Origin of the sequence: Enterobacter sp. 50793107, assembly GCF_001463365.1 — a bacterium.
Lineage (GTDB): Bacteria > Pseudomonadota > Gammaproteobacteria > Enterobacterales > Enterobacteriaceae > Enterobacter > Enterobacter cloacae.
Genome location: NZ_LNII01000122.1, coordinates 69,105 through 84,429 on the forward strand (window position 1 = coordinate 69,105; position 15,325 = coordinate 84,429).

Here is a 15,325-nt window from a genome sequence, read left to right on the forward strand (position 1 = left end):
ATCACGTAAGAAGACAGTTTGTTGAGGACAGATATGAAAAAACTCGTGTTGTCGTTATCTCTGGTGCTGGCCTTTTCCAGCGCTACCGCGGCGTTCGCAGCAATTCCGCAGAAAATTCGTATTGGTACCGACCCTACCTATGCCCCGTTCGAATCTAAGAATTCGAAGGGTGAACTGGTCGGTTTTGACATTGATCTGGCCAATGAGCTGTGCAAACGCATCAAAGCGCAGTGTACCTACGTTGAGAACCCGCTGGATGCGCTGATCCCTTCGCTGAAAGCAAAAAAAATCGACGTTATCATGTCCTCACTTTCCATCACTGAAAAACGTCAGCAGGAGATTGCCTTCACCGACAAACTCTATGCGGCAGATTCTCGTCTGGTGGTGGCTAAATCGTCTGACATCCAGCCAACCCTCGAATCACTGAAGGGCAAACGCGTGGGCGTGCTGCAGGGCACTACCCAGGAAACCTACGGTAATGAACACTGGGCACCGAAGGGGATTGAAATCGTCTCTTATCAGGGCCAGGAAAATATCTACGCTGATCTGACGGCAGGCCGTATCGACGCCGCTTTCCAGGATGAAGTCGCTGCGAGCGAAGGCTTCCTGAAGACGCCGGTAGGTAAAGATTACAAATTTGGCGGTCCATCCATTAAAGATGTGAAGTTGTTTGGTGTCGGCACCGGTATGGGTCTGCGTAAAGAAGACAACGAGCTGCGCGAAGCGCTGAACAAAGCGTTTGCTGAAATGCGCGCTGATGGCACGTACGACAAACTGGCGAAAAAGTACTTCGATTTTAATGTTTACGGCGGCTAATCGCCCCGTCAAATAACGTGCGGCCCCTCCCGCTCAGGGAGGGGATAAGACACGGTCCATCACTCACGATACGACAGGGCTCGCGGTATGCTGTACGGATTTTCTGGCGTTATTTTACAGGGCGCGCTTGTCACCCTTGAGCTGGCTATCAGCTCCGTGGTGCTGGCGGTGCTGATAGGTCTGGCAGGCGCAGGGGCGAAGCTTTCGGCTAACAAACCGCTGGCGCTGATTTTTGAAGGTTATACCACGCTGATTCGCGGCGTTCCCGATCTGGTGCTGATGCTGCTTATCTTTTACGGGCTGCAGATCGCGCTTAACAGCGTGACGGACGCCATGGGAATGGGGCAGATCGATATCGACCCGATGGTGGCCGGTATTATCACTCTCGGTTTTATCTACGGCGCGTACTTTACCGAAACTTTCCGCGGCGCTTATATGGCGGTACCGAAAGGACACATAGAAGCGGCGACCGCCTACGGTTTTACCTCCTCCCAGACGTTTCGCCGGATTATGTTCCCGGCCATGATGCGCTACGCGCTTCCGGGCATTGGCAACAACTGGCAGGTTATCCTCAAGGCCACGGCGCTGGTCTCTCTGCTGGGTCTGGAAGATGTGGTTAAGGCCACGCAGCTTGCCGGTAAAAGTACCTGGGAGCCGTTCTACTTTGCGGTGGTGTGTGGCGTGATCTATCTGGTCTTTACGACCGTCTCCAATGGTGTGCTGCTTCTGCTCGAACGTCGCTACTCCGTGGGTGTGAAGAGGGCTGACCTGTGATTGAGATTATTCAGGAATACTGGAAATCGCTGCTGTGGACGGACGGCTATCGCTTCACTGGCGTGGCCATTACGCTGTGGCTGCTGATCTCTTCGGTGGTGATGGGTGGCATTCTGGCGGTGTTTCTTGCCATCGGCCGCGTGTCGAACAATAAATTTATTCAGTTCCCGATCTGGCTGTTTACCTACGTATTCCGTGGTACACCACTTTACGTACAGTTGCTGGTGTTCTATTCGGGCATGTATACGCTGGAGATTGTGAAAGGCACCGAGATGCTGAACGCCTTCTTCCGCAGCGGCCTGAACTGTACGGTGCTGGCGTTGACGCTCAACACCTGCGCCTACACCACCGAGATTTTCGCCGGGGCTATCCGCTCCGTTCCTTACGGAGAAATCGAAGCGGCGCGCGCGTACGGCTTCTCGTCGGTGAAACTGTACCGCTGCATTATTCTGCCGTCGGCGCTGCGTATCGCATTGCCAGCCTACAGTAACGAAGTGATTTTAATGCTCCACTCCACCGCGCTGGCCTTTACCGCCACGGTGCCGGACCTGCTTAAAATCGCCCGCGATATTAACTCTGCGACCTATCAGCCGTTTACCGCGTTTGGCATTGCGGCAGTGCTCTATTTGATTATTTCATACGTCCTGATTAGCCTGTTCCGTAAGGCAGAAAAGCGCTGGTTGCAGCATATAAAACCCTCTTCGACGCACTGAGAATGATGATGGCTGAGAACAAATTAAACGTAATTGATTTGCACAAACGCTACGGCGAACATGAAGTGCTGAAAGGGGTGTCGCTGCAGGCAAATGCAGGCGACGTGATCAGTATTATCGGATCATCTGGCTCGGGGAAAAGTACCTTCCTGCGCTGCATCAACTTCCTCGAAAAGCCGAGTGAAGGCTCAATTGTGGTGAGCGGGCAGAATATCAATCTGACCCGGGATAAAGACGGCCAACTGAAGGTGGCAGATAAGAACCAGCTGCGCCTGCTGCGCACGCGACTGACAATGGTGTTCCAGCACTTCAACCTCTGGAGCCACATGACGGTGCTGGAGAACGTGATGGAAGCACCGGTTCAGGTGCTGGGTTTAAGCAAGCAGGAGGCCCGTGAGCGCGCGGTGAAATACCTGGCAAAAGTGGGTATCGATGAGCGACAGCAGATAAAGTACCCGGTGCATCTCTCTGGTGGTCAGCAGCAGCGTGTCTCTATCGCCCGCGCGCTGGCGATGGAGCCTGAAGTATTGCTGTTCGACGAACCGACCTCAGCACTTGACCCGGAACTGGTTGGCGAAGTGCTGCGCATCATGCAGAAGCTGGCGGAAGAGGGTAAAACCATGGTCGTGGTAACGCACGAGATGGGCTTTGCCCGCAACGTCTCGAACCACGTGATCTTCCTGCATCAGGGGAAAATCGAAGAGCAGGGACATCCGGATGCGGTGCTGGCGAATCCGCAAAGCCCGCGTTTGCAGCAGTTCCTGAAGGGCTCTTTGAAGTAGGTTTTGCCTTTCTCCCTCTCCCTTTGGGAGAGGGCCGCGGTGCAGCCCAATCGCCCGGTGGCGCTTCGCTTACCGGGCCTACAGGCTGGGTTTTCTCCCTCTCCTGTGGGAGAGGGCCGGGGTGAGGGCATCAGACCGCACCGCACTCCAGCCGATACACCCAGTCGTCATACCGTACGCCGTCAATCTCGTACGCCTTCTCCAGCACCTGCGTACGCACAAATCCCGCTTTCTCCAGCACCCGCACCGACCCGCCGTTGTCCGCCAGTACGTAGGCGTTAATCGCTTTCACGCCGGTCTGGTTAAACGCATATTCACATACCGCCCGCAACGCCTCACTGGCGATACCTTTCCCCTGTGCAGCAGGCACAACCGTATAGCCAATATCCGCCTCTTCACGATTCTCTGGGCTGATATGCAGGCCGATATCGCCCAGTGGCGTGTCATCATCATGAAAACGAATCACAAAAACGTGCGCCGCCGTTAAGCGCGCAGCAAATACGCGCCGGGTCTCTTTTTCCGGCGCGATGGCGGCCATGTAACGCATGATATTGCGATCTTCCCGCAACGAGCGGAAGAAGGCCCAGTCAGTGGGTTCGAAAGGGGTGAGGTGAAGCCGGGGTGTGGTGATGGTTGCCATTGTTACGCCATTTCATCGGGACATGGCGTACAAATGTAACATATTCATCCCACCACATCCCTCAACGCCTCTTCTAAGTCATACCAGCGAAACGCAAACCCGGCCGCTTCAAGCCGTTTCGGTAGCGCACGCTGCCCGCCCAGCACCAGCACGGACGCTTCACCCATCATCAGACGAATCACGGTTGCGGGCACGCGCAAAATCGCCGGGCGATGCAGAGCATGGCCCAGCGCGTGGGCAAACTGCTCGTTACGCACCGGGTACGGCGCAACCATATTGAACGGCCCACGCAGATCGTTATCCAGCAGCCAGAGAATACCGTTGACCATATCGTCGATGTGGATCCACGGCAGATACTGACGGCCATTACCGATGGGGCCGCCCAGTCCGAGCCGGAACGGAGGAAGCATCTTCGCCAGAATGCCGCCTTTCGGCGCGAGAACGACGCCGGTACGCAGCAGGCACACGCGGGTATTATCGCTCTGGGCAGCACAGGCAATACGTTCCCACTGGGCGCAGAGCTTATGGGTAAACTCGTTGTGCGGCGGCTCTTCTTCGGTCACGACCACCTCACCGAGATCGCCGTAATAGCCTACCGCAGAACCGGAAATCAGTACCGATGGCGGGGTATGGCTGTTACGGATGAGCTCGACCAGCTTTTCGGTGATGTTCCAGCGGCTGCTGCATAACAGCTGTTTTTGCTCTTCCGTCCAGCGTTTGTCGGCGATAGGTTCACCGGCCAGGTTGATGACGGCGTCAAAACCGTCCAGATTCTGCCGGTCAGCCAGATTTTTCCAGATGTCGATACCGGCACCCAGCACCTGGCGCGCTTTCTCAGGGCTGCGCGTTACCACGGTAATGTCGTGATGTAACGCCTGCAGGCGCGCAATGAGATGACGGCCAATCAGGCCTGTACCGCCGGTCAGCAGAATCTTCATACAACCTCCAGGTTTATGCCCGGCGCTGCCAGCTTAACGTCATGGAGACGGAGTCGGCATAACGCAGGGCGTGAAGTTTATCGATCTCTACTTCAGCATAAGTGACCCAGTGATGTTCGCGTGCGATGTCGAGCACATCCTGAGTTAATTTTTCCAGCAGAGAGAAGCGGTTATTTTCCACGTACTGAATAATGCTTTTCGTAATCGTGCGATAGTTCAGCGCGTCATTGATATCTTCACTGCCTCTCGCTTTGTCTGCCGGATAGTGGATAACCACATTAATCACGATATCCTGACGGTTGGCGATCTCCTCGTCTTTGATACCGATAAAGGTACGTAAGCGTAAATTTTTTATACGAATAATAGCGTCATGCTGCGACATTGCAGGTCTTCTCCGTGTCAGTATTTCCTCCCCATAATACATGAGAGCCTGACACGCGCCCAACCGGGCGCAGGCCTAAATCTCCTGGATTTTTTTCATCGCACGCTCGGTCGCCGGGCGGGTGCGGATACGTTCAAACCAGTTGTTAACCGCCGGGTAAGAGGCTAAATCAATACGGTGACGTTCATGGGTATTCACCCACGGCCAGCAGGCGATATCGGCGATACTGTAATGATCGCCCCCGAGCCACGGTGATTTTTCCAGCCGACGGTTCAGTACGCCGTACAGCCGCTGCGTTTCCACCTGATAGCGCTCTATCGCATATGGGATGGGTTGTGGCGCGTAAGCGGTAAAGTGGTGGTTCTGCCCCAGCATCGGGCCCAGGCCGCTTGTCTGCCAGAACAGCCACTGTAGCGTGTGGTGACGCTCGCGCAGTTCCCCGCTCAGCAGTTTGCCGGTTTTCTCCGCCAGATAGAGCAAAATCTCCCCCGATTCAAACAGGCTCAACGGTTTGCCGCCATCAGCTGGCAGGTTATCGATGATGGCCGGGATTTTGTTGTTCGGTGAGATGGCCAGAAAGAGAGGCCTGAACTGATCGCCTTTGCTGATATCCACGCGGATGATCCTGTATTCCAGCTCGGCTTCTTCAAGAAAGAGGGTGATCTTATGGCCGTTTGGAGTAGGGGCGTAATAAAGGTCGATCATTCTCAACTCCTGTCAGTGTGAAGTGTAATGCCATGACCAATCAGTATAGGTGGTTGTGCAAAATCGTGAGTTTTCATCAAGTGACAGCGGCGTAAAGAGACTATATGTTGAGGGAATACCGATCAGCCGATGAGGATGTTATGAACCAGCCTGTAATCACGTTGTGGTCCGATGCCCAATTCTTTTCACCCTATGTCATGAGCGTGTACGTGGCGCTGGCGGAAAAAGGGCTGTCATTTAGCCTGAAAACCGTAGATCTGGACGGCGGTGAACACCTGAAACCGCAGTGGCAGGGTTACGATCTGACCCGGCGCGTGCCGGTACTGGACATTGATGGTTTCGCCCTGAGCGAATCGTCTGCGATCGATGAATACCTGGAAGATCGGTTCGCGCCACCAGAGTGGGAGCGTATTTATCCTCACGATCTGCAAAAGCGGGCCCGGGCACGGCAAATCCAGGCGTGGTTACGCAGCGATTTGGTGCCGATTCGCGTTGAACGCTCCACGGATGTGGTATTTGCGGGTGTGAAAAAGCCCGCTCTGAGTACTGAGGGGGCGCAGAGCGCGCAAAAGCTGATTGACACCGCCACCTCGCTGCTGGCCCACGGTAACCCGAACCTGTTTGGCGAATGGTGTATTGCCGATACCGACCTGGCGCTGATGCTGAACCGCTTGATCCTTAACGGCGATGACGTTCCCCAGCTGCTGGTGGATTACGCCACTTTCCAGTGGCAACGTGCGTCGGTGCAGCGCTATGTGGCACTCTCCGCTAAGCGCGTCGGCTGATAAGCCCTGGCGCTTAAGGTATGATAAGGGCAGTCTGTTTTTCTGAGGAGTGACTGATGAAACTGATGTTTGCGTCGGATATCCATGGATCGCTGCCCGCGACCGAGCGCGTTCTTTCCCTGTTCGCACAAAGTGGGGCGCAGTGGCTGGTTATTCTGGGTGACGTGTTGAACCATGGCCCACGTAACGCATTGCCGGAAGGCTATGCCCCTGCGCAGGTGGCGGAAAAACTCAACCCGTATGCCTCGCGCATTATCGCCGTGCGCGGTAACTGCGACAGCGAAGTGGATCAGATGCTGCTGCACTTCCCCATTACCGCTCCGTGGCAACAGGTGCTGCTGGAAAAATGCCGTCTGTTCCTCACCCATGGTCATCTTTTTAGCCCGGATAATCTCCCGGCGCTGGCCGCTGGCGATGTCCTGGTTTACGGCCATACTCATATTCCGGTAGCAGAAAAACGCGGGGAGATTTATCACTTCAACCCAGGTTCGGTCAGCATTCCGAAAGGCGGATACCCGGCGAGCTATGGCATGCTTGATGAGCATACGTTAAGCGTTATCGCACTTAATGATCAGCAAGTTATTGCACAGGTAGCGATTAATCCGTAAGTTACACCTCAACTGTAAACGCGCCGTAAGAGCGCTTAGACGAGAAGGTTTCCCGATGGTGGAGCAGAGTCATTTGGCAAGTACAGAGTGGGTTGACATTGTCAACGAAGAGAATGAAGTGATCGCGCAGGCCAGCCGCGAACAAATGCGCGCTGAACGCCTGCGTCATCGTGCGACGTATATTGTTGTTCATGACGGCATGGGCAAAATTTTGGTTCAACGCCGCACGGACACCAAAGATTTTCTCCCTGGTATGCTGGATGCCACTGCGGGCGGTGTCGTTCAGGCGGATGAGGTCCTGCTGGATTCCGCACGCCGTGAAGCGGAAGAAGAGCTAGGCATTGCGGGTGTACCGTTTGCCGAGCATGGACAGTTCTATTTTGAAGACGAACATTGCCGTGTCTGGGGCGGGCTGTTTAGCTGCGTTTCCCACGGGCCGTTCGCCCTGCAGGAAGAAGAAGTGAGCGAAGTGAGCTGGATGACGCCGGAAGAGATCACCGCGCGTTGTGACGAGTTCACGCCGGATTCGTTAAAAGCGCTGGCGCTGTGGATGACCCGCAACGCCAAAAACGAATCGACCAAATCTGAGAAAGAAGAAGAGGCCGAATAAGCTTTAGCAGCTCTCCCTCAGACACAGACTGGATGCGATGGGTTTCTGATCGCGCCAGTCTCCGTCATTCAGACGTTCCAGCAATGCACGTCCCGCTTCAATACCAATCTTACGATGGGGTACTGCCATCGTCGTCAGCGGCGGCTGACAGACACGGCTGACGTCGCTGTCGCCAAACCCGACCACGGCCAAATCGTCCGGCACCTTGATCCGCCTGCGCTGGCACTCGTACAGCGCGCCACAGGCCAGTTCATCTGAGACGCAAACCAGCGCATCCAGCTCCGGCCACGCCAGCAGAAATTCAGGAAGTTGTGCGGCCCCTGTCGAAAAGCTCGGCGGCATGGCGGCGTTAATCACCCGGTTAGGCGACATATGGTGGCGCAGCATCGCTTTGTACCAGCCCTGCAAATGCTGCTGGAAAATCCACTGCTCCTGGTTGGCACACAGCAGGCCGATGTTTTGGTAGCCGCGTTTGATGACCATTTCCGTAAGTTCATACATGGCCGCGACGTTATCAATCCCGATATTCATATCGATAGGATCGGCGCGCATGGCGCCCATCTCCATCACCGGAATCGAGGCGTTTTTTAGCCAGTGACGCACGGTGTCAGTATGTTCGACGCTGAGCAATATCGCTGCGGCGATATTTGACGCCAGCAGCGTTTCCAGCAATTTCTCTTCCTGTTCAAGACGATGCTGGGATTCGGCCAGCATGATCTGATAGCCGGCGGGCTGTAACACCTGCTGGAGCCCGGCGAACATTTCGGAACAACCGGCTTCGGAAAGATTGGGGACGACCATCGCAATCGTCCATGACGAGGCCGAAGCCAGCGCACTGGCTGCAAGATTCGGCATATAGCCTAACTCTTGTACCGCGGCTTCTATTTTTTCTCGCAGTTTATCGGAAACCTGTTCAGGCGTGCGGAGAGCACGGGACACGGTCATTGTGCCCACACCGGCAAGCTGTGCGACATCGGCAAGTGTCACTTTACCGGTACTGCGCCGTTTTCGGGTTAGAGACATACACCTTCCTGCTGACAGGACGCCACTCATTTCATCCTTCGCTTCACGTGACAGGCAGTATACGCCTTAAATCCCTTTTTTTGCTGTGATTTCGCGCCAGGATGTCAATTTGATAGCGCTATCACACTTCTGAATGTTAGATCTTGGTAGCGCTATCTTTGTGATCCCGATCGCAGCCAATTCGTTATGCGTTGAATAAAGTTTGTTCATCTTTAGCGCGATGTCGGGAGGGAAAATGCTCAAAAAGTGGATATATGATACAACCATCACGCTGCAGGATAGCGTTGAGAGTTGGCCGCAGGCGCTGGAGATATGCGCGAAACCGTTGCTGGAGCTGCAGGTCATTGCGCCGGAATACGTAACGGCCATCATTGAGCAGCACCACACTTTAGGACCCTATTATGTGCTGGCACCAGGGCTGGCCATGCCGCATGCGCGGCCGGAAGAGGGGGCAAAAGGACTGGGCCTCTCATTATTAAAACTCAGGAAGGGCGTTTCATTCGGTGCAGGCGAATTTGATCCCGTCGATGTGATCGTTATGCTTGCAGCACCGGATAAACACAGCCATATCGAAATGATCTCCGCGCTGGCTGAATTATTTTCAAGCGATGAGGATATGGCGGAATTACATCAGGCGAATACCCTGGAGGAAATTAAAACGATAATCGACCGCTTCTGATTTAATTATTTAATCCGACTCGTCACACACATTACGCGCAAGCGTGATGGGACATACTCTACGCAAAAAAGGGGACAACAATGAAAATCATGGCTATATGCGGTTCTGGCCTGGGCAGTAGTTTTATGGTCGAAATGAATATTAAAAAAGTGCTTAAGAAGCTGGACATTGACGCCGAGGTTGAGCACTCCGATCTCTCTTCAGCCACGCCCGGTGCGGCCGATCTTTTCGTGATGGCGAAAGATATTGCCTCCAGCGCCAGCGTGCCGGAAAACCAGCTGGTGGTGATCAATAACATCATCGATATCAACGAACTTGAAGCGCAGCTGCGTGCCTGGTTCGAAAGACAATAACCCTGATAAGGCGAGGTGGATATGTTTATCCTTGAAACGCTGAATTTCGTTGTCGATATTTTAAAAGTCCCTTCAGTGCTGGTGGGCCTGATTGCCTTAATTGGTCTCGTTGCGCAGAAAAAAGCCTTTTCTGACGTTGTAAAAGGGACCATTAAAACTATTCTCGGGTTTATTGTGCTGGGCGGTGGCGCCACCGTGCTGGTGGGGTCTTTAAATCCATTAGGCGGTATGTTTGAACACGCCTTTAATATCCAGGGCATTATTCCCAATAATGAAGCGATTGTTTCCATTGCGCTGGAAAAATATGGGGCCTCGACCGCGCTGATTATGGCATTTGGGATGGTGGCCAATATTCTCGTCGCCCGCTTTACCCGTCTGAAGTATATCTTCCTGACCGGACACCACACGTTCTACATGGCGTGCATGATTGGGGTGATCCTCACGGTTGCGGGCTTTGAAGGGGTAGGGCTGGTCTTTACGGGGTCGCTGATCCTCGGGCTGGTCATGGCCTTCTTCCCGGCGATCGCGCAGCGTTACATGAAGCGCATTACCGGCAACGATGATATTGCTTTCGGCCATTTCGGCACCCTGGGCTACGTGCTGTCCGGCTGGATTGGCAGCAAGGTCGGCAAAGGTTCACGTTCAACCGAAGAGATGAACCTGCCGAAGAACCTGAGCTTCCTGCGTGACAGCTCGATCTCCATCTCTCTGACCATGATGATTATCTACCTGATCATGGCGGTGAGCGCCGGGCGTGAATACGTCGAGGCGACCTTCAGCGGCGGTCAGAACTACCTGGTCTACGCCATTATCATGGCAATCACCTTCGCCGCAGGGGTGTTCATCATCCTGCAGGGTGTACGCCTGATTCTGGCAGAAATCGTCCCGGCCTTTACCGGCTTCTCAGAAAAACTGGTGCCCAATGCGCGTCCGGCCCTGGACTGCCCGGTGGTCTATCCGTATGCGCCCAACGCGGTGCTGATTGGCTTCCTGTTCAGCTTCCTCGGGGGGATCGTGGGGTTAATTATCTGCGGCCAGTTTAACTGGGTGCTGATCCTGCCGGGCGTGGTGCCGCACTTCTTCACCGGCGCAACCGCGGGCGTGTTTGGTAACGCCACCGGTGGACGTCGCGGGGCAATGATTGGCGCCTTTGCCAACGGGCTCTTAATCACCTTCCTGCCGGTGCTGCTGCTGCCAGTACTGGGAGCCATTGGCTTTGCCAATACCACTTTCTCGGACGCTGATTTCGGCGCCGTCGGGATTGTGCTTGGCAACCTGGCGCGCTTCCTGTCACCACTGGCCATCACCGGGCTTGTCGTTGCGTTGTTCGCGCTGCTGGTGGCGTACAACGTGTTCGCGAAAAACAAATCTGCGGGTGGTAATGCGCAGGAAAACACCGGAGCCAAATCATGAATGAGAATGAGATAACCGAACTCGCGCGTCAAATTCGACTCGAGACCCTGAAATCGCTGACGCAGCTGGGATTTGGTCACTACGGCGGCAGTATGTCGGTCGTCGAAACCCTGGCCGTACTGTACGGTGCGGTAATGAAAATTGACCCGGCAGACCCGGACTGGCCAGAACGAGACTACTTTGTCCTGTCGAAGGGCCATGCGGGACCGGCCCTGTACAGTACGCTGGCGATTAAGGGCTATTTCCCGATGGAAGAGCTGAGCACGCTTAACCAGAACAACACACGCCTGCCAAGCCATCCGGACCGGCTAAAAACACGCGGTGTGGATGCCACGACCGGTTCGCTTGGCCAAGGGATCTCCATCGCGGGCGGCATGGCGCTGTCGCACAAGCTGGCCGGGCGGTCAAATCGGGTCTTTTGCATCGTCGGTGACGGCGAGCTGAACGAAGGGCAGTGCTGGGAAGCGTTCCAGTTTATTGCCCACCATCGTCTTAACAACCTGACGATATTTGTGGACTGGAATAAACAACAACTTGATGGCGAGCTGGATGAGATCATCTGCGCGTTCGATCTGGAAGGGAAATTCCGCGCCTTTGGTTTTGACGTGGTGACGGTGAAAGGAGATGACATCCCGGCACTGCTGAAGGTCACTGCACCGGTTCCGCCAGCGGATGCGCGTCCGCGGGTGGTGATCCTCGACAGCATCAAAGGACAGGGAGTGGCGTATCTGGAACAGCTGGGTAACTCGCACCATCTGCGATTGACCCCGGAGAGCAAAGCGGCCCTCGACGAGGCGATCCGCCAGCTGGAGGTAACACATGATTAAGGTTGCACCTGCAGGACAGAAAGATGCCATAGAGATGCGTAAGATCTACGCGGGCTTTGTGGCAAAACAGATTGAAGCCGGGAGCGAGATCATCGCCCTGGAAGCGGATCTGATGAGCTCAATGGCGATGGACGGCGTGGCGCGCGATTATCCGCAACATGTGATCAACTGCGGCATTATGGAGGCCAACGTGATCGGTACCGCGGCCGGGCTGTCACTCACCGGCCGCAAGCCGTTTGTTCATACCTTTACCGCGTTTGCCAGCCGTCGCTGCTTCGACCAGCTGTTTATGTCCCTGGACTACCAGCGTAATAACGTGAAGGTTATTGCCTCGGATGCGGGCGTGACGGCCTGCCACAACGGCGGGACGCATATGTCGTTCGAGGATATGGGCATTGTGCGCGGTCTGGCGCATTCGGTAGTGCTGGAGGTGACCGACGCGGTGATGTTTGAAGACATACTGCGCCAGCTTATCGACCTCGACGGGTTCTACTGGGTACGTACTATCCGTAAGCAGGCGCCGAGCGTGTATGCCCCGGGTTCAACGTTTACCATCGGCAAAGGCAATGTGCTGCGCGAAGGAAGCGACATTACCCTGATTGCCAACGGCATTATGGTGGCCGAAGCGCTGGAAGCGGCCCGTCAGCTTGAGCAGGAGGGCGTTAGCGCGGCAGTGATAGACATGTTTACCCTGAAGCCCATCGACCGGATGCTGGTGAAAAACTACGCCGAGAAAACCGGGCGGATCGTGACCTGCGAAAACCATAGCATTCACAATGGGCTGGGCTCGGCGGTGGCGGAAGTGCTGGTGGAGACCTGCCCGGTGCCGATGCGTCGCGTGGGGGTGAAGGAGCGTTACGGCCAGGTAGGGACGCAGGACTTCCTGCAGAAGGAGTATGGCCTGACGGCGCATGACATTGTTTCAGCGGCGCGAGAGCTGCTGTAAATAAAAAAGGCGACCCGTGAGTGGTCGCCTTTTTGTTGCCCGGTGGCGCTAGCGCTTACCGGGCCTACGGTCCTGTAGGCCGGATAAGCGAAGCGCCATCCGGCAAGACCTTATTTACTGCTGCTGAGAAGACTGGATCGCCGTCAGCGCGATGGTGTAGACGATATCGTCTACCAGCGCGCCACGGGACAGGTCGTTCACAGGTTTGCGCATACCCTGCAGCATTGGCCCGATGGAGATCAGGTCTGCTGAACGCTGTACCGCTTTGTAGGTGGTGTTACCGGTGTTCAGATCCGGGAAGATGAACACGGTAGCGCGACCTGCAACCGGGGAGTTTGGCGCTTTGGATTTCGCAACGTCAGCCATAACTGCGGCATCGTACTGCAGCGGGCCGTCGATCATCAGATCAGGGCGTTTTTCCTGTGCAATACGGGTCGCTTCACGCACTTTCTCTACGTCGCTACCTGCACCAGAGGTGCCGGTGGAGTAGGAGAGCATCGCGACGCGTGGTTCGATACCGAAGGCAATCGCGGAGTCCGCGGACTGGATTGCGATTTCAGCCAGCTGCTCTGCGGTTGGATCCGGGTTGATCGCACAGTCGCCGTAAACGTAAACCTGTTCAGGCAGCAGCATGAAGAACACGGAGGAAACCAGAGAGCTGCCTGGAGCCGTTTTGATCAGCTGCAGCGGTGGACGGATGGTGTTCGCGGTAGTGTGAACCGCACCGGATACCAGGCCGTCAACTTCGTCCTGCTCCAGCATCAGCGTACCCAGCACCACGTTGTCTTCCAGTTGCTCACGCGCAACGGCTTCGGTCATGCCTTTGTTCTTACGCAGCTCGACCAGACGGGCAACGTAGCTTTCGCGAACCACTTCTGGATCAACGATTTCGATGCCAGCACCCAGCTCAACGCCCTGGGATGCCGCAACGCGGTTAATCTCATCCGGGTTACCCAGCAGCACACAGGTCGCGATGCCGCGCTCTGCACAGATAGCTGCCGCTTTCACGGTACGTGGTTCGTCGCCTTCTGGCAGAACAACACGTTTGCCCGCTTTACGCGCCAGCTCGGTCAGCTGGTAACGGAAGGCCGGAGGAGACAGACGACGGCTGCGCTCGGAGGTCGCGGTCAGGGATTCGATCCAGTCTGCGTTGATGTAGCTTGCAACGTATTCCTGAACTTTCTCGATACGCTCGTGGTCATCAACCGGCACTTCCAGGTTGAAGCTCTGCAGGCTCAGGGAGGTCTGCCAGGTGTTGGTATTAACCATGAATACCGGCAGGCCAGTCGCGAACGCGCGTTCGCACAGCTTGCTGACGCGTGGATCCATCTCGTAAGCACCGGTCAGCAGGATAGCACCGATTTCTACGCCATTCATCGCGGCCAGGCAGGCAGCAACCAGCACGTCTGGACGATCTGCGGAGGTCACCAGCAGGGAACCTGCACGGAAGTGCTCCAGCATGTGCGGAATGCTGCGGGCGCAGAAGGTCACGGATTTCACGCGGCGGGTATTGATGTCGCCTTCGTTGATCACGGTGGCGTTCAGGTGGCGCGCCATATCGATGGCACGGGTGGCAATCAGATCGAAGCTCCACGGCACCGCGCCCAGAACCGGCAGCGGGCTGGATTCCTGCAGTTTAGCCGGGTCAACTTTAATGACTTTCGCTTTGGAAGAGTCGTCGAAGATCTCGGACAGGTCAGGACGCGTACGGCCCTGCTCATCCACAGGCGCATTCAGTTTGTTGACGATTACGCCCGTGATGTTGGTGTTTTTAGTACCACCGAAGCTGCTGCGGGTCAGTTCGATACGCTCTTTCAGCTGCTCTGGGGTATCTGTGCCCTGAGACATCACAAAGACGATCTCGGCGTTCAGGGTTTTCGCAATTTCGAAGTTCAGCGACTGGGCAAACTGGTGTTTGCGGGTCGGAACCAGGCCTTCAACCAGCACCACTTCCGCGTCTTTTGTATTGGCGTGGTAGTTGGCGATGATCTCTTCCATCAGCACGTCTTTCTGGTTGCTGGAGAGCAGAGATTCAACGTGGTTCATCTTCAGCGGTTCGGCCGCTGGCAGATTGGAGTTCTTACGAACGATGGTGGTGGTCTGGTCTGGCGCATCGCCACCGGCACGTGGCTGGGCGATTGGCTTAAAGATGCTCAGACGAACGCCTTTGCGTTCCATAGCACGGATCACGCCAAGGCTGACGCTGGTCAGGCCGACGCTGGTTCCGGTAGGGATCAGCATAATAGTACGGGACACGGTTTATCCTCTTTCGTTACCGCCTGATTGTGGCGGGTGACAAAACAGCACCGCCAGCAGAGCTGGCGGTGTGGA

At 55.5% G+C, this 15,325-nt stretch carries 18 protein-coding genes; 12 read left to right on the forward strand and 6 right to left on the reverse strand.

The genetic code is table 11. From position 1 onward, the window contains the following. The first annotated feature begins 33 nt into the window (after positions 1-33). The 4 genes from hisJ (at position 34) to hisP (ending at position 3,085) form a co-directional block, all read left to right on the forward strand. Entirely contained in the window at positions 34-816 is a 783-nt protein-coding gene (gene hisJ / locus APU11_RS16055; RefSeq protein WP_008502592.1) for a histidine ABC transporter substrate-binding protein HisJ, read from the forward strand. A gap of 87 nt (positions 817-903) precedes the next feature. Further along, positions 904-1,590 carry a histidine ABC transporter permease HisQ gene (locus APU11_RS16060; protein WP_013098131.1) on the forward strand — a complete coding sequence of 229 codons (687 nt, stop codon included), beginning with the start codon at positions 904-906 and terminating at the stop codon, positions 1,588-1,590. Then, a complete protein-coding gene (locus APU11_RS16065; RefSeq protein WP_008502590.1) occupies positions 1,587-2,303 on the forward strand; it encodes an ABC transporter permease in 717 nt (238 codons plus the stop codon). Before APU11_RS16060 ends, APU11_RS16065 begins: the two co-directional genes overlap by 4 nt. A gap of 8 nt (positions 2,304-2,311) precedes the next feature. Continuing rightward, positions 2,312-3,085, forward strand: coding sequence for a histidine ABC transporter ATP-binding protein HisP (gene hisP, locus APU11_RS16070; RefSeq protein WP_058651814.1), 774 nt, complete (start codon positions 2,312-2,314; stop codon positions 3,083-3,085). Positions 3,086-3,215: 130 nt separating this feature from the next. Here the strand turns inward: hisP and APU11_RS16075 are convergent, their stop codons facing one another. The 4 genes from APU11_RS16075 to yfcG form a co-directional block, all read right to left on the reverse strand. Continuing rightward, on the reverse strand, positions 3,216-3,725 hold the full coding sequence (locus tag APU11_RS16075; RefSeq protein WP_058651767.1) for a GNAT family N-acetyltransferase: 510 nt from the start codon (positions 3,723-3,725) through the stop codon (positions 3,216-3,218). A gap of 44 nt (positions 3,726-3,769) precedes the next feature. Continuing rightward, positions 3,770-4,663 carry a TIGR01777 family oxidoreductase gene (locus APU11_RS16080; RefSeq protein WP_013098128.1) on the reverse strand — a complete coding sequence of 298 codons (894 nt, stop codon included), beginning with the start codon at positions 4,661-4,663 and terminating at the stop codon, positions 3,770-3,772. A 13-nt stretch (positions 4,664-4,676) separates the two neighbouring features. Further along, positions 4,677-5,045 (reverse strand): dihydroneopterin triphosphate 2'-epimerase, encoded by a 369-nt coding sequence (folX, locus tag APU11_RS16085; RefSeq protein ID WP_013098127.1) that lies wholly within the window; start codon positions 5,043-5,045, stop codon positions 4,677-4,679. A gap of 75 nt (positions 5,046-5,120) precedes the next feature. Beyond that, positions 5,121-5,750, reverse strand: coding sequence for a GSH-dependent disulfide bond oxidoreductase (gene yfcG / locus APU11_RS16090; RefSeq protein ID WP_023621684.1), 630 nt, complete (start codon positions 5,748-5,750; stop codon positions 5,121-5,123). 140 nt (positions 5,751-5,890) lie between these two features. Here yfcG and yfcF point away from each other — a divergent pair, with 140 nt between their 5' ends. The 3 genes from yfcF to yfcD are packed head-to-tail and all read left to right on the forward strand — an operon-like array spanning position 5,891 to position 7,753. Continuing rightward, the gene (yfcF, locus tag APU11_RS16095; RefSeq protein WP_013098125.1) at positions 5,891-6,535 is read left to right on the forward strand and encodes a glutathione transferase; all 645 of its coding nucleotides are present in this window, start codon (positions 5,891-5,893) and stop codon (positions 6,533-6,535) included. A gap of 56 nt (positions 6,536-6,591) precedes the next feature. After that, entirely contained in the window at positions 6,592-7,143 is a 552-nt protein-coding gene (gene yfcE, locus APU11_RS16100) for a phosphodiesterase (protein WP_023621685.1), read from the forward strand. A 55-nt stretch (positions 7,144-7,198) separates the two neighbouring features. After that, a complete protein-coding gene (yfcD, locus tag APU11_RS16105) occupies positions 7,199-7,753 on the forward strand; it encodes an NUDIX hydrolase YfcD (protein ID WP_013098123.1) in 555 nt (184 codons plus the stop codon). Between the two features lie 3 nt (positions 7,754-7,756). Here yfcD and APU11_RS16110 read toward each other — a convergent pair whose 3' ends face one another. After that, complete coding sequence (locus tag APU11_RS16110; RefSeq protein WP_013098122.1) at positions 7,757-8,776, reverse strand: LacI family DNA-binding transcriptional regulator; 1,020 nt, start codon at positions 8,774-8,776, stop codon at positions 7,757-7,759. 235 nt (positions 8,777-9,011) lie between these two features. Here APU11_RS16110 and APU11_RS16115 point away from each other — a divergent pair, with 235 nt between their 5' ends. The 5 genes from APU11_RS16115 (at position 9,012) to APU11_RS16135 (ending at position 12,994) form a co-directional block, all read left to right on the forward strand. Further along, positions 9,012-9,455, forward strand: a complete 444-nt coding sequence (locus tag APU11_RS16115) for a PTS sugar transporter subunit IIA (protein ID WP_013098121.1) — start codon at positions 9,012-9,014, stop codon at positions 9,453-9,455. Between the two features lie 80 nt (positions 9,456-9,535). Next, positions 9,536-9,808, forward strand: coding sequence for a PTS sugar transporter subunit IIB (locus tag APU11_RS16120; protein ID WP_013098120.1), 273 nt, complete (start codon positions 9,536-9,538; stop codon positions 9,806-9,808). Between the two features lie 21 nt (positions 9,809-9,829). Then, complete coding sequence (locus APU11_RS16125; protein WP_023622509.1) at positions 9,830-11,221, forward strand: PTS ascorbate transporter subunit IIC; 1,392 nt, start codon at positions 9,830-9,832, stop codon at positions 11,219-11,221. Next, positions 11,218-12,048: a transketolase gene (locus tag APU11_RS16130; RefSeq protein ID WP_060578647.1), complete on the forward strand. Its 831-nt coding sequence runs from the start codon at positions 11,218-11,220 to the stop codon at positions 12,046-12,048. The genes APU11_RS16125 and APU11_RS16130 overlap by 4 nt, the downstream gene beginning before the upstream one ends. After that, positions 12,041-12,994 (forward strand): transketolase family protein, encoded by a 954-nt coding sequence (locus APU11_RS16135; RefSeq protein ID WP_013098117.1) that lies wholly within the window; start codon positions 12,041-12,043, stop codon positions 12,992-12,994. The genes APU11_RS16130 and APU11_RS16135 overlap by 8 nt, the downstream gene beginning before the upstream one ends. A gap of 114 nt (positions 12,995-13,108) precedes the next feature. Here APU11_RS16135 and pta read toward each other — a convergent pair whose 3' ends face one another. Further along, positions 13,109-15,250, reverse strand: coding sequence for a phosphate acetyltransferase (gene pta, locus APU11_RS16140; RefSeq protein WP_058651765.1), 2,142 nt, complete (start codon positions 15,248-15,250; stop codon positions 13,109-13,111). Positions 15,251-15,325: the final 75 nt, after the last annotated feature.